Source organism: Paenirhizobium daejeonense, assembly GCF_014280875.1.
Classification (GTDB): domain Bacteria; phylum Pseudomonadota; class Alphaproteobacteria; order Rhizobiales; family Rhizobiaceae; genus Allorhizobium; species Allorhizobium daejeonense.
On record NZ_JACLAL010000004.1, the window covers coordinates 317,055 to 337,189 of the forward strand.

The window sequence follows — 20,135 nt, forward strand, 5'->3', positions numbered from 1 at the left end:
TACGTGCGGCCGTCCTTGGTGGTTGTTTTTGCTCGGCTTAGGTCGTTAGTGTTGCCCGACATCTTTTTCAAGAAAACTTTGGCCCGTGACGATCAATACTGCGCCCGCAAACGAAGTCTTCAATGCCGCCGAGCTTGCCTCAGAGGAAAGTCGCGCCTCCGCGACTCCGATGATGGAGCAATATATCGAGATCAAGGCGGCCAACCCGGATAGCCTGCTGTTCTACCGGATGGGGGATTTCTACGAACTGTTTTTCGAGGACGCCGTGGAGGCATCCCGCGCGCTCGGTATCACGCTTACCAAGCGCGGCCAGCATCTGGGTCACGACATCCCCATGTGCGGGGTACCGGTTCATGCCGCCGATGATTACCTGCAGAAGCTGATCGCGCGCGGTTTCCGTGTCGCAGTCTGCGAACAGGTCGAAGACCCGGCGGAAGCCAAGAAGCGCGGTTCGAAATCCGTCGTGCGTCGTGATGTCGTCCGTCTCGTGACGCCCGGCACGCTGACCGAAGAAAAGCTTCTATCGCCGTCGGAAACGAATTACCTGATGGCGCTCGCCCGCATCCGAGGCGGCTCGACACCGCTTTTGGCGCTCGCCTGGATCGATATCTCGACCGGCATCTTCCGATTGGCGGAAACGGATGAGGGCCGTCTTCTTGCCGACATCCTGCGGATCGAGCCGCGCGAGCTGATCGTGCCTGATACGCTTTTCCATGATCCTGAACTGAAGCCGGCCTTCGATGTTCTCGGGCGCGTGGTCGTGCCGCAGCCGGGTGTCCTGTTCGACAGCGCCACGGCCGAAAACCGCCTTGCCCGTTATTTCGGCGTGGGCACGCTTGATGGCTTCGGTTCCTTCAGTCGTGCCGAGATTGCCGCGGCTGCCGCGGCCGTTGCCTATGTCGAGAAGACCCAGATTTCCGAACGTCCAGCGCTCGGACTGCCCGAGCGGCAAAGCGCGTCTTCGACGCTTTTCATCGACCCGGCGACGCGCGCCAATCTGGAACTGGTCAAGACGCTTTCAGGGGATCGCAACGGCTCGCTCCTGAAGGCAATCGACCGCACAGTGACTGGCGGTGGCGCCCGCCTGCTGGCCGAGCGGCTGATGTCGCCGCTCACCGAACCCGCCGCCATTTCCGCACGTCAGGATTCCATCGCCTTCATGCTGAGCGAATCCGCACTGTGCGAACAACTGCATGACGCCCTGAAAAGGGTGCCGGACATGCCGCGCGCACTGTCGCGGCTGGCGCTCGATCGCGGCGGTCCGCGCGACCTCGGCGCGATCCTCTATGGTCTTGCCTCGGCCCGGGAGGTTGGCGAACGGCTGGCCGGAATGCTTCTGCCGGATGAACTGGCGGCTGCCGTTGAAGATCTCGCCGCACTTCCGGTGTCCGTCGGTGAGCTTCTTGCATCCATGCTGGCGGACGACCTGCCGCTTCTGAAGCGTGACGGCGGTTTTCTGAGGGAAGGGGCTATCCCCGAACTCGACGAGATCAGGGCGTTGAGAGACCAGTCGCGGCGCGTCATCGCAGGTCTGCAGCTTCAATATGCCGAGGAGACTGGCATCAAGTCGCTGAAGATCAAGCATAACAATGTGCTTGGATATTTCATCGAGGTCACCGCTGGCAATGCCGGCGCGATGACGGAAGGCGAGGCCGCCAAGGCCCGCTTCATCCATCGCCAGACGATGGCCAGCGCCATGCGCTTCACCACGACAGAGCTTGCCGATCTGGAAAGCCGCATTGCCAATGCCGCCGGGCAGGCGCTCACCATCGAGCTTGAAGCCTTCGACCGCATGCTGGCGGCGGTCGTTGCCGCAGCCGAGCCGATCAAGGCGGCGGCCCGTGCGCTCGCCATCATCGATGTCGCGGCAGGTCTTGCAACGCTCGCGGAGGAGCAGGGCTATTGCCGCCCGCTGGTCGATGACAGCCGCATGTTTGCGATTGTCGCCGGCCGCCATCCGGTGGTCGAACAGGCGCTGCGCCGTCAGGCGGCAAGTCCCTTCATCGCTAATGACTGCAACCTTTCGCCCGATGGATCGGATGATACCGGCGCAATCTGGCTGCTGACCGGCCCGAATATGGGCGGTAAGTCGACCTTTCTGCGCCAGAACGCGCTGATCGCCATCATGGCCCAGATGGGTTCCTTCGTGCCGGCGGGATCGGCCCATATCGGCATCGTTGACCGGCTGTTTTCCCGCGTCGGCGCATCCGACGATCTTGCGCGCGGACGTTCGACCTTCATGGTCGAGATGGTCGAGACGGCGGCGATTCTCAATCAGGCAACCGACCGCTCGCTGGTCATTCTCGATGAAATTGGCCGAGGTACGGCGACTTTCGATGGCTTGTCCATCGCCTGGGCCGCCGTCGAGCATCTGCATGAGGCGAACCGCTGCCGGTCGCTTTTCGCCACCCATTTCCATGAGCTGACGGTGCTGTCGGAAAAGCTTTCGAGGCTTTCCAACGTCACCATGCGGGTCAAGGAATGGGACGGCGACGTGATCTTCCTGCATGAGGTAGGTCCCGGTGCGGCCGACCGCTCCTACGGTATCCAGGTCGCGCGTCTCGCAGGTCTGCCGGCCTCGGTTGTTGCCCGTGCGCGTGATGTTTTGACACGTCTTGAGGATGCCGACCGCAAGAACCCGGCAAGTTCGCTGATCGACGATCTGCCGCTGTTCCAGGTCGCCGTGCGCCGTGAGGAAGCGCCGAAATCCGGCCCGTCGAAGGTGGAAGAGGCGTTGAAAACGCTGGATCTCGACGACATGACGCCGCGGCAGGCGCTTGATGCGCTTTATGATCTCAAGAAACAACTTGGCAAGTCTTGAGCGCTAATATGCTTGTCCGGTGCGCCGCAAAGGCGCTATAGCGCCTCCCGTCGCCGCCTTGAAAAAGCCGGCAAGCCACGAAAGCCTGCAGCAATAATGGCCAAGCCCGAATACGAACATGCGGATCTGATCGACATCGCCTCGCTCAAGGCAGAGTGCGATACCATTGCCCGAACCCACGCCGGAAACCTTCTGGAGACGCGCGCCGCTCTCTTGCCGGTGCTGCGCAAGGCGAGCAATGACGGCCGCGAAAAGGCCCGTGAACTTTTGTTCAAGGACGGAAGCGGCCTGAGCTGCGCCCGGCGCATTTCCGATATTCAGGATCAGATCATCTCGGTGATCTTCGAGATCGCCATCATTCATCTCTATCCGGATAATGCCGATGGCATCGGTGTTGCCGCGGTCGGCGGTTATGGACGCGGTACGCTGGCGCCGGGTTCCGATATCGACCTCCTTTTTCTCATGCCGCAGAAGCTCTCCGGCACCATGCACAAGGCGGTCGAATTCGTACTCTACCTGCTGTGGGATATGGGCTTCAAGGTCGGTCACGCCACCCGCAGCGTTGAGGAATGTATCCGCCTCTCCAAGGGCGACATGACGATCCGCACGGCGATCCTCGAGACCCGCTTCATCTGCGGCAAGGAAGAGCTCGTCGACGAATTGCATCGCCGTTTCGATCAGGAAGTGACAAACAATACGGCCCCTGAATTTATCGCAGCGAAGCTTGCCGAGCGGGACGAACGTCACCGCAAGGCTGGCGACAGCCGCTATTTGGTTGAGCCGAACGTCAAGGAAGGCAAGGGCGGCCTGCGCGACCTACAGACCCTCTTCTGGATCGCCAAGTACAAGTATCATGTCCGTGATTCCGGCGATCTCGTGCGCCTCGGCGTGCTTTCGCGTCAGGAGTGGCGCCTCTTCCAGAAGGCGGATGACTTCCTCTGGGCGGTGCGCTGCCACATGCATTATCTCACCGGCAAGCCGGAAGAGCGCCTCTATTTCGATATCCAGCCCGAGATTGCCCGCAACCTCGGCTATCAGCCTCGCCCAGGTCTTTCGGCGGTCGAGCGCTTCATGAAGCACTACTTCCTGATAGCCAAGGACGTCGGCGATTTGACCCGCATTTTCGCCGCAACGCTCGAGGAGCAGCAGGCCAAGGCCGCGCCGGGCATCACGGCTGCCATCGGCCGCTTCGCCCACCGGCCGCGTAAGATCGCCGGCACGGTCGACTTCCTCGACGACCGCGGCCGTATCGCGCTCGCCAAGCCGGATGTTTTCAAGCGCGATCCGATCGCCATCATGCGGCTCTTCCATGTCGCGGATCTCAACGGCCTGGAGTTTCACCCCGACGCCCTGAAGGCGGTTACGCGGTCTCTTTCGCTGATCGACCATGATTTCCGCGAAAGCGAGGAGGCGAACCGCCTTTTCCTTGATGTGCTGACCTCCCGTCGCGATCCGGGCTTCATCCTGCGCCGCATGAACGAGGCTGGCGTTCTCGGTCGCTTCATTCCGGAATTCGGCAAGATCGTCTCGATGATGCAGTTCAATATGTATCATCACTACACCGTCGACGAGCACCTGATCCGCACGGTCGAGGTTCTGTCCGAGATCGACAAGGGCAAGGCCGAGGAGCTTCATCCGCTGGCCGCCAAGGTGATGCCGGCCATCGAGGAACGGCAGGCGCTCTACGTCGCTGTCCTGCTTCACGACGTCGCCAAGGGCCGGCAGGAGGATCACTCGATCGCTGGCGCGAGGGTTGCGCGTAAGCTTTGCCCGCGCTTCGGCCTGAACCCCAAGCAGACGGAACTCGTCGCCTGGCTTATCGAGCAGCATCTCCTGATGTCCATGGTCGCCCAGACCCGCGATCTGCACGACCGCAAGACGATCACCGACTTCGCCGAGAAGATCCAGTCACTGGACCGGCTGAACATGATGCTGGTGCTGACCGTGTGCGATATCCGCGCCGTTGGCCCCGGTGTCTGGAACGGCTGGAAGGGCCAGCTTCTGCGCACTCTCTATTATGAAACAGAGTTGCTTCTGTCCGGCGGCTTCTCTCAGGTTCCCCGCAAGGAACGCGCCCGCCACGCGGCGGAACAGCTTGCCCATGCGCTCGGCGACTGGAGTCAGAAGGATCAGAAGCGCTACACCAAACTGCATTACGAACCCTATCTCCTGTCGGTTGCCCTGGAGGATCAGGTGCGCCACGCGCACTTCATTCGTCAGGCCGACAAGGCGGGGCAGGCGCTTGCAACCATGGTGCGCACGGATTCCTTCCATGCGATCACCGAGATCACCGTTCTGGCGCCTGACCATCCGCGTCTGCTGTCGGTTATCGCGGGCGCTTGCGCGGCGGCAGGTGCCAACATTGCGGACGCGCAGATCTTCACCACGTCAGATGGGCGTGCGCTCGATACCATCATGGTCAACCGCGAATTCCCCATAGACGAGGATGAGATGCGCCGCGCCGCGACCATCAGCAAGATGATCGAGGACGTGCTCTCCGGCAAGAAGCGCCTGCCGGAAGTGATTGCCACCCGCAGCAAGGGCAAGAAGAAGAACAAGACCTTCCCTGTGCAGCCGCATGTGACCATTGCCAATACGCTCTCCAACAAGTTCACCGTTGTCGAAGTCGAATGCCTTGACCGCATCGGTCTTCTGGCGGAGATCACGGCCGGGCTGGCTGACCTGTCGCTCGACATTCACTCGGCGCGCATCACAACCTTTGGTGAAAAGGTCATCGATACCTTCTATGTCACCGATCTGGTGGGCCAGAAGGTGACCAACGAGAACAGGCAGGCAAGCATTGCCAACAGGCTGAAGGCCGTTATGGCCGAGCACGCAGAGGAGCCGCGCGAGCGCGCCACCGTTGCTGTTGCACCCCTTGCCCAACCGCAACCGCTGCCGAAGAAGGCCCGGGCCTGACATGAGCCTCGTCAAGAAATTCATGACCGTCGGCGGCGCCACGCTCGGCAGCCGCGTCTTCGGGTTCGCCCGTGAAACACTGATGGCGGCGGCCCTCGGCACCGGGCCGATGGCAGACGTTTTCTACGCCGCCTTCCGCTTTCCGAACCTCTTTCGCCGGCTCTTTGCCGAAGGCGCTTTCAACGCCGCCTTCGTGCCTCTCTTCGCCAAGGAGATCGAGGCTAACGGCGTGGACGGTGCAAAACGCTTCTCCGAAGAGGTTTTCGGCGTTCTTTTCTCCGTACTGATGCTGATCACCATCGTCATGGAACTCGCCATGCCGGTTCTGGTGTCGTGGATCATCGCGCCGGGCTTCGTCGGTGACGACGCCAAGTTCTCGCTCACCGTGCGCCTCGCCGCGGTGATGTTCCCCTACCTGATGTGTATGTCGCTGACGGCGATGCTGAGCGGCATGCTGAACTCGCTGCACCATTTCTTCGCGGCCGCGGTCGCACCGGTCTTCCTGAACGTGATGATGATCAGCGCGCTGTTCTGGGCTCTCTACACGGGATCCGATCCGGAAGTGACGGCCTGGTATCTCTCGTGGTCGGTGCTTGGCGCGGGCATTCTTCAGCTTGCCGTCGTATATGCTGGCGTGCGTCATGCCGGTATGAGCATTGCCTTCAAGTTTCCGCGCTTCACACCCAATGTGAAGCGCCTGTTGATTCTGGCCGTTCCCGCAGCCGTCACCGGCGGGATTACCCAGATCAACCAGATGATCGGGCAGGCGATCGCATCGGGCAAGGAGGGCGCCATCGCAGCGTTGCAATATGCCGATCGCATCTACCAGCTACCGCTCGGCGTGGTCGGCGTGGCCGTCGGCGTCGTTCTCCTTCCTGAACTCGCGCGGGCGCTGAAGGCCGGCTTTATGAAGGAAGCCGCCAACACCCAGAACCGCTCCATCGAATTCGTGCTGTTCCTGACGCTACCGGCCGCCGCCGCACTCTGGGTGCTCTCCGACGAGATCATCCGCGTGCTCTATGAACGCGGCGCCTTTTCCGAGCAGAACACCTCCGTCGTCGCCGGCATCCTTGCCATATACGGTCTCGGCCTGCCGGGGTTCGTCCTGATCAAGGCCCTCCAGCCCGGCTTCTATGCGCGCGAGGACACGCGTACGCCGATGCGGTTCACCGGCATTTCCGTGGTCATCAATACGGCTCTCGCGGTTAGCCTTTTCCCTCTGATCGCGGAACGCGGTATTGCGGTTGCCGAAGCCGCAGCCGGCTGGACGAACACACTGCTGCTAGGTGCAACACTCTACCGGCGCGGCCATCTCGAATGGGAGTGGCCGCTCGTCGGGCGCGCGCTGAGGCTCGTGGCGGCCGCCGCCGTCATGTCGGGTGTGCTGGTCTATCTCCTGCACCTCTGGGCTGCCTGGTTCACTCCGCAGTCACCACTTTTGACGCAGGTCACTGCTCTCGGCGGCCTGATTGCCGTTGCCATGGTTGTCTATTTTGGTGTCGCCTTTGCCATCGGCGGAGCAAATCTCGGCATGTTGCGCCGTAACCTCAAGCGAAAGCCGAGCGAGGCCGCGCACCCCCCAGAGGCCTGAGTCACGGCTTCCTTCGCGGCTTGAAGTTGGCGAGGCTGCCCTTGCCGCCGCCCCTACCACAGTGCGCCCAGCGGCGCTTGGGCCCTATGTCGACATGCACGAGGCCATTGCAGTATCGGCCGATGCCGCCGATACCGGGAGCGCCGGCCGCGGCCGCGAGAATTTGCCTTTCGGAAACGCCGGGTATCCGGAAATCCGCGGCATAGCACCGCGTGTGCTGCGAGCGGCCGGAATGGGGCCGGTGCCCGGAGGTAATCACCAGTCGCCGCCCGGTCTGTCTGGCGATGTGTGCGAGAATGATCCTGAGACCTAACGGAAAACAACTGGCCCGCACGCCGATCCGCTGCAGCGTGTAGGCGGCTGTGTAGTCGTGTTGTTTCAGTGTGGCAGTGCGGTTTTTCCGGGTTTCCCCGGCATTGACGTCGACTTGTGTCGTGAGCGTCATAAGGCAGGCAAGCATGACGCGAATGGCCGTGTGCATGGCATCCCCCTGAAAATGGCGCCCGTGAGCGGGAGCTGATTTCGGAGGCGGCAATTTCATTTCAGATTAAGGAGAAAATGTGGAATGCAATACCATTAATTAGGATTAACTATTTCTTGTATCACGATATGTCAAATGTTTGCCCGGATTGGTTCCTGCAGTTGATGGGAGGCTAGTGATAATGCATGGTTCGGCCTCCCGTTGTGGAGGTTCCTATGTCTCGCCAGTCTGTCTTTCTCGTTACCATCGTTGTCGACGATTATGATCGCGCCAAGGCATTCTATTGCGGTTGTCTGGGGTTCGAGTGCCTTGAGGACAAGGATCTGCCGGACGCCAAGCGGTGGGTCGTGGTGAAGCCAGGGAGAGGCGAGGGTGCGGCCCTGTTACTGGCGCAGGCGGACGGTGAGGCCGAGCTTGCCGTGATCGGCAACCAGACCGGCGGACGTGTTGGTTTCTTCCTGAAGACGGACGATTTTGCCCGCGATCACGCAGCCTTTGTCGCCGCGGGTGTGACCTTTCTTGAAGCGCCGCGATACGAGCCCTACGGTACGGTCGCCGTTTTCCGGGATCTTTACGGAAACCGCTGGGATCTCATAGAGCACGCGGCTTGACTGCGGCGAACGAGCCCCTTGATTGCTGGCCCACGGCGGTGCATAAGCCCACCGTATTTCGATCGATAGATCGGGCCCTCCACCAGCCTGTTGAGGACAATCATGGGTGAGTTCAAGCCGCTGGTTTTCTCCGGCGTTCAGCCGACCGGCAACCTTCATCTCGGTAATTATCTCGGCGCCATCAGAAAGTTCGTGGCCCTGCAGGAAAAAAACGACTGCATCTATTGTGTCGTCGACCTGCACGCACTGACCGCGCAGCTCGTTCACGAAGACATGGCCAGCCAGATCCGTTCGATCACAGCGGCCTTCCTGGCGAGCGGCATCGATCCGAAGAGCCATATCGTCTTCAACCAGTCGGCTGTGCCGCAGCATGCGGAACTCGCCTGGATTTTCAATTGCGTCGCCCGTATCGGCTGGATGAACCGCATGACGCAGTTCAAGGACAAGGCCGGCAAGGACCGCGAGCAGGCCTCGCTCGGTCTTTACGCCTATCCGAGCCTGATGGCAGCGGACATCCTGGTTTACCGCGCTACCCACGTTCCGGTGGGCGAGGACCAGAAGCAGCACCTTGAGCTGACCCGCGATATCGCCATGAAGTTCAATCTCGACTTCATGGAGCATATTCGCCGTGCCGGCCAGGGCATCGACATCACCGTCGGTGACGAGCCCGTGCATGCCTATTTCCCGATGGTGGAGCCGTTGATCGATGGCCCTGCGCCGCGCGTCATGAGCCTCAAGGACGGCACCAAGAAGATGTCGAAGTCGGATCCGTCCGACCTCTCTCGCATCAACCTGATGGACGATGCCGAGACGATCTCGAAAAAGATTCGCAAGGCAAAGACCGATCCCGACGCGCTTCCGAGCGAGAGCGAGGGACTGAAGGGCCGCCCGGAAGCCGACAACCTCGTCGGAATCTTTGCGGCGCTGGCCGACAAGTCGAAGGAAGACGTGCTGAAGGACTTCGGCGGCCAGCAGTTCTCGGTCTTCAAGCCGGCTCTGGTGGAGCTTGCGGTGGATGTTCTGTCACCGATCAGCGCCGAGATGCGTAAGCTCATGGCCGATCCCGCCCACATCGACAGCATCCTGCGCGACGGCGGCGAACGGGCGCGGGCACGGGCCGAGAAAACCATGAACGAAGTCCGCGACATTATCGGTTTCGTGAAGTAAAGTCCCGACGAGTCACGCGGCCGTTCGACCGGAGCCGGCCACGGACAGGGCGAGAGATAAACTGATCCGGCGGCGGGGTCCCGTATGGTTTCAACACGGCTTTCACGCCTTGATGGTCACCGCCGCAAGTTCATGGCGGTGATCGACAATACGCCGGAATGCTCACGTGCTGTGCACTATGCCGGGCGCCGTGCGAAGAATTCCAACGGCGGCCTCGTGCTAATCTACGTCATTCCGGAAGGGGACTTCCAGCAATGGCTCGGCGTCGAGGAGATCATGCGGGCTGAGGCGCGCGAGGAGGCAGAGGCCATCATGGCGAAGGCGGCCCAGACCGTGCGTGAGACGATCGGTATCGAGCCCGAGATCGTCATTCGCGAGGGCAGCGCCGCGACGCAGATCAACGCCCTTATTGAGGAGGACCGGGATATCGCAATTCTCGTTCTCGCTGCCGGTTCGACCAAGGAAGGTCCCGGCCCGCTTGTCTCGATGATTGCGGGCCGCGGGGCCGCGTTCCCCATTCCGGTGACGGTTTTGCCGGATTCACTGACCGACGAGGAAATCGATGCACTTTGCTAGGACCATCATCCGTTCGGAGTGAAGCGAAGATCGATACGATTATGGTTCAAAAAGGAAAACGCGGGAGCGCCGATCGGATTCAGTCATACCGAAACGTGCTCCAGCAAGGATAGCAATCGTCAAATCTCACTTGAAGCGGCCTCCCATCGGGCCTATCTTCTTTTGAAGAATTCTAATTTTGTTGGCGACGAATGACAGGTCGCCCGGAGGTTCAGATGTTCATCCAGACGGAATCTACGCCGAACCCGGCAACCCTGAAGTTCCTGCCGGGCAAGGTGGTGATGGAAAGCGGCACCGCCGAGTTCCGCGATGCCGCAAGTGCCGCGGTTTCTCCGCTCGCCGGCCGGCTCTTCGACATCCCCGGTGTCACAGGCGTTTTCTTCGGCTACGATTTCGTGACCGTTACCAAGGATGGCCCGGAATGGCCGCACCTGAAGCCCGCAATCCTCGGCACGATCATGGAACACTTCATGAGCGGCGCGAAGGTCATGGGATCCGCTGCCGCCTCCGACGAAGCCGATGCCGATGGCGAATTCTTCGAGGCCGGTGACGAGAACATCGTCGCCACCATCAAGGAACTCCTCGAAACGCGTGTCCGCCCCGCCGTTGCCCAGGATGGCGGCGACATCACCTTCCGAGGTTTCAAGGACGGCAAGGTCTATCTCAACATGAAGGGCGCCTGCTCGGGTTGCCCGTCCTCGACCGCCACGCTGAAGCATGGCGTGCAGAACCTGCTCAGGCATTTTGTGCCGGAAGTGCAGGAAGTCGAGGCGGTCTGATACGGACCGGCAGGGGGAGGGGATGATCGTTCTGGCGATCGATACGGCGGGCGTGGATTGCTCCGCCGCGATCTATGACAGCAGCAAGGACAAGCTCCTGGGTGCCGCGACCGAAACCCTCGGCCGTGGTCACGCGGAGCATCTGATGCGCATGATCGACGAGGCGCTCGGACAGGCTTCGCTCTCTCTTGACGACGTCGAGCGTATCGCGGTCACGATCGGCCCGGGTTCTTTCACCGGTATCCGTGTGGGTGTCGCCACCGCGCGCGGTCTTGCGCTGGCGCTCGGTGTCGAGGCTGTCGGCGTTTCGACGCTTTCGGTATTGGCGAATGCGGCGAACGCAGCTGACGCGCCTGTGCTCGCCGCCATGGATGCCAAGCGCGAGGAAATCTATCTTCAGCCGTTTTCGGCCACGGGCACCGCGCTCGGCGAACCGCGCATCGAAAACCTCTCCGGCTTTGCTGCCCTCGTTCAGGACGAAGCCTATCGTGTCGTGGGTTCGGCGGAAGCCCTGCTTGCCGATCCTCAGGCCGTGACGCCACCGGATCACTTCCCGATCGGGATCGTGGCTCGCCTCGGTGCGGAGGGCGAAGCGACAAGCCCGCCGAAACCGCTCTATCTGCGTGGCCCCGATGCCAAGCCGCAGGCAGGGTTTGCGGTTGCCAGAACATGAAATACCAAGGCATCAGATAATGCGCGATACCTACTTTTCCCGTCAGCCCGAATTCGAAATCGTCCCGATGACCGCGGAGCATTGTGCCGAGGTGGCCGAGCTCCATACGCTGCGCTTTGCGCGGCCGTGGAATGACGGTGAATTCCTGAGCCTGCTTCTGCAGCCGAGTTCCTTCGGCTTCGTCATGCGGCAGACCAATACGCTGATCTTTAGGGCGCCGCTTGCCGGTTTCGTGCTGGCCCGCGAGGTTGCGGGGGAAGCCGAAATCCTGACGATTGCCGTGAGTGAAAAATGCGCCCGCTTCGGTCTCGGATGGAGGCTGATGCAGGCGGCGATGCGCGAGGCGAGAAGCCGGGGCGGTGAAACCATGTTCCTGGAAGTCGATGACGGCAATGCGCCGGCCCTTGGCCTTTACCGGAAGCTCGGCTTCGAGAAGGCGGGAGAACGCCCGGCATATTATGCGGATGAAAATGGGCGGCGGTCGTCGGCGCTTGTCATGCGGCGCGATCTTCGCTAGTTCGGTTTCACTGTCCGAAGCGTGCCGCGCAAATCTGCGCATCGCTTTTGCGACGACGACACCGTAACAACAAGAATCTGAAGCGCGGGAGCTGATCCGAAAAGATCGCGACGCGCGTCAGCCTTATCTGAAGAGATGCCGGGGCCATGACCGATACTCCGAAATCGTTGGAAGCGTTGTGCGCCGAGCGAGGCATGCGCATGACCGAGCAGCGCCGCGTCATTGCGCGCATTCTGGAAGAATCGGAAGATCATCCCGATGTCGAGGAACTCTATCGGCGCTCGGTAAAGATCGACAGCCGCATTTCCATCTCGACGGTTTACCGCACGGTGAAGCTCTTCGAAGATGCCGGCATCATCGAGCGTCACGATTTTCGCGATGGCCGCTCGCGCTATGAAACGGTTCCGGAGGAGCATCACGATCATCTGATTGACCTCAAGAACGGCGATGTCATCGAGTTTCATTCGCCCGAAATCGAGGCCCTGCAGGAACGTATCGCTCGCGAACACGGCTTCAAGCTCGTCGGCCATCGTCTGGAACTCTATGGTGTTCCGATCGGCAAGGATGAAGGCTGAGCGATGACCTCTCTTCCGGAGGCTGCGGCTTGATCAACTGGGTGCGTATTGTCGTCAACATGACCATTCTGGCGATCGTGACGATCGTCCTTGCGCCCATTCAGGTTCTGGCTCTTTTCTTTGACTGGAAGCTGCGTCGGCGTCTGCCGAGGCTTTGGCATCGCGTCGCCTGTCGCATGCTGGGCATCCGCGTCCATGTTCACGGTGCGATCGATCGCCGCCGTCCCCTGATGCTCGCCGCCAACCACGCGTCGTGGAAGGACATTCTGGTTCTCGGCTCGCTGGCCGATGTTGTCTTCATTGCCAAGACCGAGGTGGCTTCCTGGCCGGTCTTCGGTCTTCTGGCAAAGCTGCAGAAGAGCATTTTCGTGGTCCGCGAGGAGCGGCGTCGCACCGGCGATCAGGTGAACGAGATTGCCTCCCGGATGGCGGATGGCGAGATCGTCGTGCTCTTCCCGGAAGGCACGACCTCCGATGGTAATCGCGTGCTCGAGGTCAAGACGTCGCTCTTCGGTGCGGCATCCGTTGCCCTGCCGCTCGCTCCGCAAGGGGTGGTGCATGTCCAGCCTGTGGCGATCGCCTATACCCGTGTTCATGGCCTGCCGATGGGACGCTATCATCGCCCGATTGCCGGCTGGCCGGGTGATATAACACTCCTGCCGCATCTTATGGGCATATTGAAAGCCGGTGCTCTCGATGTGGATGTGAGCTTCGGCGAGACCTATGATTACGCCGAAGGCAGCAACCGCAAGCATCTCGCGGCTTTCGTGGAAAGTCGCATGCGCAGGATGCTGCTTGGGCACTTGCGTGGGCGTCCTGTAAGCGACCTGTGATTTTTTCGGTTTAATCGTCGCGCAAAAACCACTAAATAGCCGGCATGACCCAGGACATCGCCATTTCTTCAGCATCCGACCTGCCGGCCGCCGGATCAACCACAGCATCGCGCAAGGTCTTCATCAAGACCTACGGCTGTCAGATGAACGTCTACGATTCCGGCCGCATGACCGATGCGCTGGCAGCCGAAGGCTATGTCGCGACCGAGGAGATGGAAGAGGCCGACCTCGTCCTGCTCAACACCTGTCATATCAGGGAGAAGGCGGCCGAGAAGGTCTATTCCGCGCTTGGTCGCCTGCGCGAGACAAAGAAGGCGCGTGCTGCCGAAGGCCGCGAGTTCATGATCGGCGTTGCCGGTTGCGTTGCTCAGGCCGAAGGCGAGGAAATCTCCCGCCGCGAACCGGCCGTCGATGTCGTGATCGGCCCGCAGACCTATCATCGCCTGCCGCAGGCTCTCAAACGTGCCCGCACCGGCGAGCGCGTGGTCGATACCGAATATGCGCTGGAAGACAAGTTCGAGCACCTTCCCGATCCGAAGAAGGCAAAGGCCGGCCCGCGTAACGTCACCGCATTCCTGACCGTGCAGGAAGGCTGCGACAAGTTCTGCACCTTCTGCGTCGTTCCCTATACGCGTGGCTCCGAGGTTTCCCGGCCGCTCGCGCAGATCGTTGGAGAGGCGGAAAAGCTCGTTGCAACCGGCGTGCGCGAACTCACCCTGCTGGGCCAGAACGTCAATGCCTGGCATGGCGTCGATGCCGCCGGACAGGAACTCGGCCTTGGCGATCTCCTTTACCGGCTGGCGGAAATTCCCGGCCTTGCTCGCCTGCGCTACACCACCAGCCATCCCCGCGACATGGACGACCGGCTGATCGAGGCGCACCGCGATCTAAGGATGCTGATGCCCTATCTGCATCTGCCGGTGCAATCCGGCTCCGACCGTATCCTGAAAGCGATGAACCGTCGCCACAAGGCTGCCGAATACATTGCCCTGATCGAGCGCATCCGTGCCGCCCGCCCCGACATCGCGCTATCAGGCGACTTCATCGTCGGCTTCCCCGGGGAAACGGACGAGGACTTCGAGGCGACCCTCGAACTCGTCCGTAAGATAGGTTATGCACAGGCTTATTCGTTCAAGTATTCGACCCGCCCGGGCACACCCGGCGCCGATCTGCCGGATCAGGTTCCCGAGGACGTAAAGACCGAAAGGCTTGCCCGGCTTCAGGAATTGCTGCTTCAGCAGCAGCATGAATTCGCCCGCTCCTTGATTGGCGAAACAATCGACCTACTTCTGGAGAAGCCGGGACGGTTGCCGGGACAGCTGATCGGACGCTCTCCATGGTTGCAGTCTGTGAATGTTGATGCAAAGTCATCGCAAATCGGTGACATTATAAATGTACGAATCACCGCAGCCGGCCCAAACAGCTTGTTTGCCGAGGTGGCAGAGAGTTAGAGTGAGGGCCTGATACCTGATCCAACAGGAGCCTTATCGCTTGAACGCACAAGAAGTGATTTCTTCACCTTCGCGCAACACCCGAACCGCTGCGACCGACGCCAATCACTTCATCTTGACGTTCGAGAACAATCGCTTCGCCAGCGAACTGTTCGGTCAATTCGATCAGCACCTGAAGTTGCTGGAGCAGCGTCTTCAAATCGACGCGCGAGCGCGCGGAAACTCCGTATCCATCTCGGGTGATCTGGTCGCCACCAATCAGGCGCGCAGGGCGCTCGATTTCCTTTATGCCCGGCTTCAGAGCGGCGGCACGGTGGAAATCTCCGATGTGGAGGGGGCCATCCGCATGGCAGTTGCCGCCGATGATCAGCTGTCTCTGCCGACGATGGAGCGCAAGGCCAAGCTGACGATGGCGCAGATCTCCACGCGCAAGAAGACGATCGCTGCTCGTACGCCGACGCAGGATGCCTACATGCGGGCGCTGGAACGCTCCGAACTGGTCTTCGGCGTCGGTCCGGCCGGTACCGGCAAGACCTATCTGGCCGTTGCGCATGCCGCCCAACTTCTGGAGCGCGGTCTGGTCGATCGCATCGTGCTGTCCCGCCCGGCTGTTGAAGCCGGTGAACGTCTTGGCTTCCTGCCCGGCGACATGAAGGAAAAGGTCGATCCGTATCTGCGGCCGCTCTATGATGCCCTCTACGACATGATCCCGGGCGACAAGGTGGAACGCGCAATCACCGCCGGCGTCATCGAAATCGCGCCGCTGGCCTTCATGCGTGGCCGTACGCTTTCCAACGCTGCCGTGATCCTCGACGAGGCCCAGAACACCACGTCGATGCAGATGAAGATGTTCCTGACCCGTCTCGGCGAGAATGCCCGGATGATCGTGACCGGCGACCCGAGCCAGGTGGACCTGCCCCGAGGCGTGACCTCCGGTCTGGTCGAGGCTCTTCAGATCCTGAAAGGTGTCGAGGGCGTCTCGGTCGTGCGCTTCAAGGATGTCGATGTCGTACGCCATCCTCTGGTCGGACGTATTGTAAAGGCCTATGATGCCCAGTATGCGGTGCACGAGGAAAGCGAAAAGACCGACCGGTGAGGTCGAAACGGCACTCTATGCAGCTACTGGACATACAGATATCGATTGAAACGGAAGGCTGGCCGGCGGAAGAGGTGCTGGAGGTCATGGCCTCTCGCGTCCTCGGCGCGGCGGCGGATTTCCTGCGCGACGAGGAAAAGCAGCCTTTCCCCGGCATGCCGGTGGAGGTCTCGCTAGTCTTTTGTGACGACGACACCATTCAGGATATCAATGCGGAATGGCGCAATCAGGACAAGCCGACCAACGTCCTGTCCTTTCCGGCGTTCCCCCTTGTGCCGGGTGGCAAGCCCGGCCCGATGCTAGGCGATATCATCATCGCGCGCGAAACGGTGGCTCGGGAAGCTGTCGATCTGGGCAAGAGCTTCGAGGAACACCTGACGCATCTTATGGTGCATGGTTTCCTGCATCTCTTCGGTTATGATCACATGGAAGTGCAGGAGGCGGAAAGAATGGAGTCGCTTGAGACTCGCATTTTGGCGTCACTTGGCTTATCTGATCCCTATGCGGGGCAGGACCCGCTTTGATAGTCAGGACCAATGAACGATTTTTCGACGAAAGTGGCCGCAGAGGCCGATGAAGGGTCGGAGGGTTCCTCTTCGGACGAAGGCAGTAGTCCTTCGCGGCCGGAGACACCCGGCCGACAACGTAACTCAATCTGGGCGCGCGCCGTCCGTATCCTGAAGCCGAGCCAGGCATCGAGCCTGCGGGAGGATCTGACGGATGCGTTGAAAGAAGACGCTGCCACCAGCGATGTGTTCACCCCCGACGAACGGGCGATGCTGAACAACATCCTCCGCTTCCGGGAAGTTCGCGTTGAGGACGTCATGGTTCCGCGCGCCGATATCGAGGCCGTGGACCAGAATGTCAGCATTGGCGAGTTGATGACCATCTTCGAGGTTTCCGGCCGGTCTCGCATGCCGGTCTACAGCGAGACGCTCGATGATCCGCGCGGCATGGTGCACATCCGCGATCTCCTTTCCTATGTGACGAAAGAGGCCCGCGCCAAGCGGCGCACCGGCAACGGATCGGCGCAGATTGCTGCCGATACCTCTGCGAAGGCCGAAAAGCCGGCACGCGGGACTAAGCCCGATTTCGATCTTGGCCGCGTGGATCTTTCCAGGACCGTGGCCGAGGCCGGGATCGTGCGTTCGATCCTGTTTGTTCCGCCGTCGATGCTGGCCTCCGATCTCCTGAGCCGCATGCAGGCGGCCCGCACCCAGATCGCGCTGGTTATCGATGAGTATGGCGGCACCGACGGCCTCGTTTCCCACGAGGACATCGTTGAAATGGTTGTCGGTGACATCGATGACGAACACGACAACGACGAGGCCATGTTCACCCGAACCTCCGACGATGTTTTCGTCGCCGACGCGCGCGTGGAACTTGAGGAAATCGCTGAGGCCATCGGTGATGACTTCGACGTACGTGACCAGATCGAGGAGGTCGACACGCTGGGCGGTTTGCTCTTCTCCGCGCTTGGCCGGATACCCGTCCGTGGCGAAGTCGTGCAGGCCTTGCCTGGCTTCGAATTCCTGATCCTTGATGCCGACCCGCGTCGCATCAAACGTGTGCGCATCACCCGCAAACGTCCGCAGGCACGGCGACGCGCCAAGGCGGATGCGGATGGGGTGGCCGTGACAGTGAAGACGAACAGTGCTCTGCAGACCACGGAAGCGTCGGCACCCGACAACAGCGTCGCATCCTGATCCTTCTGCCGCCAATGCGCGGGACAAGTCCTCCGATTTTTGGAAGACTGCCCCCGTCGTGATTCGCACGGCATAGGGCAAGGAGAATTCATGGAGAGGCTGGCGGGCAGGATCATGCTGCTCTGGGGCGCCAGACGAGCGCTCCTGGCGGTTTTCGCAGGCGCATTCGGAGCTCTGGCCTTGCCGCCCGTGGGTTTTTTCGTTGCGCTCTTCGTCTCGTTCACCATTCTCGTCTGGTTGATGGATGGTGCCACCGGCAATCCTGACAAAAGCCACTCCTGGGGTCTGCGTTCCGCGTTCCTAACGGGTTGGCTTTTCGGCTTCGGCTATTTCGTCGCCGGATTGTGGTGGCTTGGCAGCGCCCTGCTGGTGGAGGCGGATGAATTTGCCTGGGCGCTTCCGCTGGCAATCCTCGGATTGCCGGCGGTGCTTGCCATCTTCTACGGCTTTGCAACGGTCGTCGCCCGCCTTCTCTGGTCCGAGGGTTGGGGCCGTCTTGCGGCCCTCGCTACCGGGTTCGGACTTGCAGAATGGCTGCGCGGCTTCGTCGCGACCGGGTTCCCGTGGAACACCATCGGCTACGGAGCAATGCCTATCCCGGTGATGATGCAGTCGGCCCATGTCATCGGCGTGCTTGGCGTCACGACGCTGGCCGTCTTTGTCTTTTCGGCTCCCGCGCTGATCGCCACGCGCAAGGGCATCGTGCCGGGCCTGACGATCGCCGGTTTGTTGTTTGCAGCTCACCTGGGATACGGCGCCTGGCGCCTGCTGCTGCCGCCCGATATCGCTTCGACTGTCAGTCTGAACATCCGCATGGTGCAGCCTGCCATCGATCAAGCGGAGAAGGTCGGCAACGGCAGGCGCATTGAGATCTTCAATGAGCATCTTGCGCTTTCCGCGCAACCTGCCGCTCCCGGAAAGCCACGGCCCGACATCATCGTCTGGCCGGAGACGTCCATACCTTTCATCCTGACCGAAAATCCAGATGCGCTCGCCCGCATCGGCGACATGCTGCAGGACGGTCAGGTTTTGATTACGGGGGCTGTCCGTTCGGAGGAGCGCGGGGCCGGTCACGCTCCACGCTATTACAACTCGATCTACATGATCGACGACAAGGGGCAGATCCTCGCCGCTTCCGACAAGGTGCACCTGACACCTTTTGGTGAATACGTGCCCTATGAGGATATCCTGCGGCGCATTGGGTTCGACAATCTGATCAGTCTGCCGGGCGGTTTTTCCGCGGCGTCCCGCCGTTCTCCGCTGACGCTGCCCTCGGGAGTAAGTCTCTATCCGCTGATATGCTACGAGATTATCTTTCCGAACGAATGGATGGGTGATCTGGGCAAGGCTGGCGTCCTTCTGAACATCACCAACGATGCGTGGTTCGGTGCGACGCCGGGACCATATCAGCATTTCCTGCAGGCTCGGATCAGGGCCGTTGAGACCGGTCTCCCCTTGGTTCGGGACGCCAATAGTGGCATATCTGCAGTAGTTGACCCCTACGGACGCATCCTGTCCGGCCTAACGTTGAATTCCCGAGGCGTCATCGACGCAACCATAGGCGTAGAAGCTATGGCGGATAGTGGCAACTATAGGGTGGTGAACAACTTTTGGTATGTGTTCCTGGCTGTGGCGTTCGCGGCAGTGATTTCACGTGCAGGTTTTATTTTTGGAAAGAATTGACCAAAAACCCCTAAAATTGCATAGTGCTAAAGATCATAAGTCACTACGTATGCTCCCAGTTCCGCTTTTGCGAATACAACCCGTGTTGTTATGATCGCTGGAGTGCTAAGGATTATGATCGTTATGCCAACATCATCAGGAACGAAACATGATCGAGAATAAGAAGAAGCCGAACCCGATCGACATCCATGTGGGTAGTCGGATTCGCCTTCGCCGTACAATGCTGGGCATGAGCCAGGAAAAGCTAGGCGAAAGCCTCGGCATTACGTTCCAGCAGATTCAGAAATACGAGAAGGGCACAAACCGTGTCGGCGCAAGCCGCCTGCAGAATATTTCCAGTATTCTAAACGTCCCCGTTTCTTTCTTCTTTGAGGATGCCCCAGGCGAACAGTCTGCTGGTCCGACGGGCATGGCGGAAGCGTCAAGTTCCAACTACGTGGTTGACTTCCTCTCCTCATCGGAAGGTCTCCAGCTGAACCGGGCCTTCGTCAAGATTTCCGACCCCAAGGTTCGTCGAAAGATCGTCGATCTGGTGAAGGCTCTTGCCGCCGAAGCAGATGCCGACTGAGCTTGAGCTTCAGTCGTCTTGAAGAGAGCGGCCCTTAGGCCGCTTTTTTTCTACCTGGGGTATCGGATTGCGCACATAAAGATATATT

Annotated in this window: 18 protein-coding genes; 17 read left to right on the forward strand and 1 reads right to left on the reverse strand. The window is 60.6% G+C overall.

All coding sequences use genetic code 11. From position 1 onward, the window contains the following. Nucleotides 1-85: 85 nt before the first annotated feature. The 3 genes from mutS (at nt 86) to murJ (ending at nt 7,331) form a co-directional block, all read left to right on the forward strand. The gene (mutS, locus tag H4I99_RS11400) at nt 86-2,821 is read left to right on the forward strand and encodes a DNA mismatch repair protein MutS (protein WP_246225559.1); all 2,736 of its coding nucleotides are present in this window, start codon (nt 86-88) and stop codon (nt 2,819-2,821) included. 96 nt (nt 2,822-2,917) lie between these two features. Further along, nucleotides 2,918-5,740 carry a [protein-PII] uridylyltransferase gene (locus H4I99_RS11405; RefSeq protein WP_163903086.1) on the forward strand — a complete coding sequence of 941 codons (2,823 nt, stop codon included), beginning with the start codon at nt 2,918-2,920 and terminating at the stop codon, nt 5,738-5,740. Nucleotide 5,741: 1 nt separating this feature from the next. Next, nucleotides 5,742-7,331, forward strand: coding sequence for a murein biosynthesis integral membrane protein MurJ (gene murJ / locus H4I99_RS11410; protein ID WP_163903088.1), 1,590 nt, complete (start codon nt 5,742-5,744; stop codon nt 7,329-7,331). 1 nt (nt 7,332) lies between these two features. Here murJ and H4I99_RS11415 read toward each other — a convergent pair whose 3' ends face one another. Beyond that, on the reverse strand, nt 7,333-7,812 hold the full coding sequence (locus H4I99_RS11415; protein WP_163903090.1) for a peptidoglycan L,D-endopeptidase MepK: 480 nt from the start codon (nt 7,810-7,812) through the stop codon (nt 7,333-7,335). 215 nt (nt 7,813-8,027) lie between these two features. Here H4I99_RS11415 and H4I99_RS11420 point away from each other — a divergent pair, with 215 nt between their 5' ends. From H4I99_RS11420 to H4I99_RS11485, 14 genes are all read left to right on the forward strand, one after another. After that, nucleotides 8,028-8,423, forward strand: coding sequence for a VOC family protein (locus H4I99_RS11420; protein WP_163903091.1), 396 nt, complete (start codon nt 8,028-8,030; stop codon nt 8,421-8,423). 102 nt (nt 8,424-8,525) lie between these two features. Then, the gene (gene trpS, locus H4I99_RS11425; protein ID WP_163903093.1) at nt 8,526-9,590 is read left to right on the forward strand and encodes a tryptophan--tRNA ligase; all 1,065 of its coding nucleotides are present in this window, start codon (nt 8,526-8,528) and stop codon (nt 9,588-9,590) included. Nucleotides 9,591-9,674: 84 nt separating this feature from the next. Continuing rightward, entirely contained in the window at nt 9,675-10,166 is a 492-nt protein-coding gene (locus tag H4I99_RS11430; RefSeq protein WP_163903095.1) for a universal stress protein, read from the forward strand. 215 nt (nt 10,167-10,381) lie between these two features. Next, nucleotides 10,382-10,945, forward strand: coding sequence for a NifU family protein (locus H4I99_RS11435; protein ID WP_163903097.1), 564 nt, complete (start codon nt 10,382-10,384; stop codon nt 10,943-10,945). A gap of 22 nt (nt 10,946-10,967) precedes the next feature. Beyond that, nucleotides 10,968-11,618, forward strand: coding sequence for a tRNA (adenosine(37)-N6)-threonylcarbamoyltransferase complex dimerization subunit type 1 TsaB (gene tsaB, locus H4I99_RS11440; RefSeq protein WP_163903099.1), 651 nt, complete (start codon nt 10,968-10,970; stop codon nt 11,616-11,618). 19 nt (nt 11,619-11,637) lie between these two features. Next, nucleotides 11,638-12,135, forward strand: coding sequence for a GNAT family N-acetyltransferase (locus H4I99_RS11445; protein WP_163903101.1), 498 nt, complete (start codon nt 11,638-11,640; stop codon nt 12,133-12,135). A gap of 146 nt (nt 12,136-12,281) precedes the next feature. After that, nucleotides 12,282-12,710 (forward strand): Fur family transcriptional regulator, encoded by a 429-nt coding sequence (locus H4I99_RS11450; RefSeq protein WP_099056385.1) that lies wholly within the window; start codon nt 12,282-12,284, stop codon nt 12,708-12,710. 29 nt (nt 12,711-12,739) lie between these two features. Then, entirely contained in the window at nt 12,740-13,543 is an 804-nt protein-coding gene (gene olsA, locus H4I99_RS11455) for a lyso-ornithine lipid O-acyltransferase (protein ID WP_163903103.1), read from the forward strand. A 44-nt stretch (nt 13,544-13,587) separates the two neighbouring features. Continuing rightward, complete coding sequence (gene miaB, locus H4I99_RS11460; protein WP_163903105.1) at nt 13,588-14,994, forward strand: tRNA (N6-isopentenyl adenosine(37)-C2)-methylthiotransferase MiaB; 1,407 nt, start codon at nt 13,588-13,590, stop codon at nt 14,992-14,994. Nucleotides 14,995-15,034: 40 nt separating this feature from the next. Then, nucleotides 15,035-16,090: a PhoH family protein gene (locus H4I99_RS11465; protein ID WP_163903107.1), complete on the forward strand. Its 1,056-nt coding sequence runs from the start codon at nt 15,035-15,037 to the stop codon at nt 16,088-16,090. Between the two features lie 17 nt (nt 16,091-16,107). Further along, entirely contained in the window at nt 16,108-16,614 is a 507-nt protein-coding gene (gene ybeY, locus H4I99_RS11470) for an rRNA maturation RNase YbeY (protein WP_163903109.1), read from the forward strand. 12 nt (nt 16,615-16,626) lie between these two features. Further along, nucleotides 16,627-17,796 (forward strand): hemolysin family protein, encoded by a 1,170-nt coding sequence (locus H4I99_RS11475; protein ID WP_163903111.1) that lies wholly within the window; start codon nt 16,627-16,629, stop codon nt 17,794-17,796. Between the two features lie 90 nt (nt 17,797-17,886). Next, nucleotides 17,887-19,479, forward strand: coding sequence for an apolipoprotein N-acyltransferase (gene lnt, locus H4I99_RS11480; RefSeq protein WP_163903113.1), 1,593 nt, complete (start codon nt 17,887-17,889; stop codon nt 19,477-19,479). Nucleotides 19,480-19,627: 148 nt separating this feature from the next. Next, the gene (locus H4I99_RS11485; protein ID WP_099056392.1) at nt 19,628-20,047 is read left to right on the forward strand and encodes a helix-turn-helix domain-containing protein; all 420 of its coding nucleotides are present in this window, start codon (nt 19,628-19,630) and stop codon (nt 20,045-20,047) included. Nucleotides 20,048-20,135: the final 88 nt, after the last annotated feature.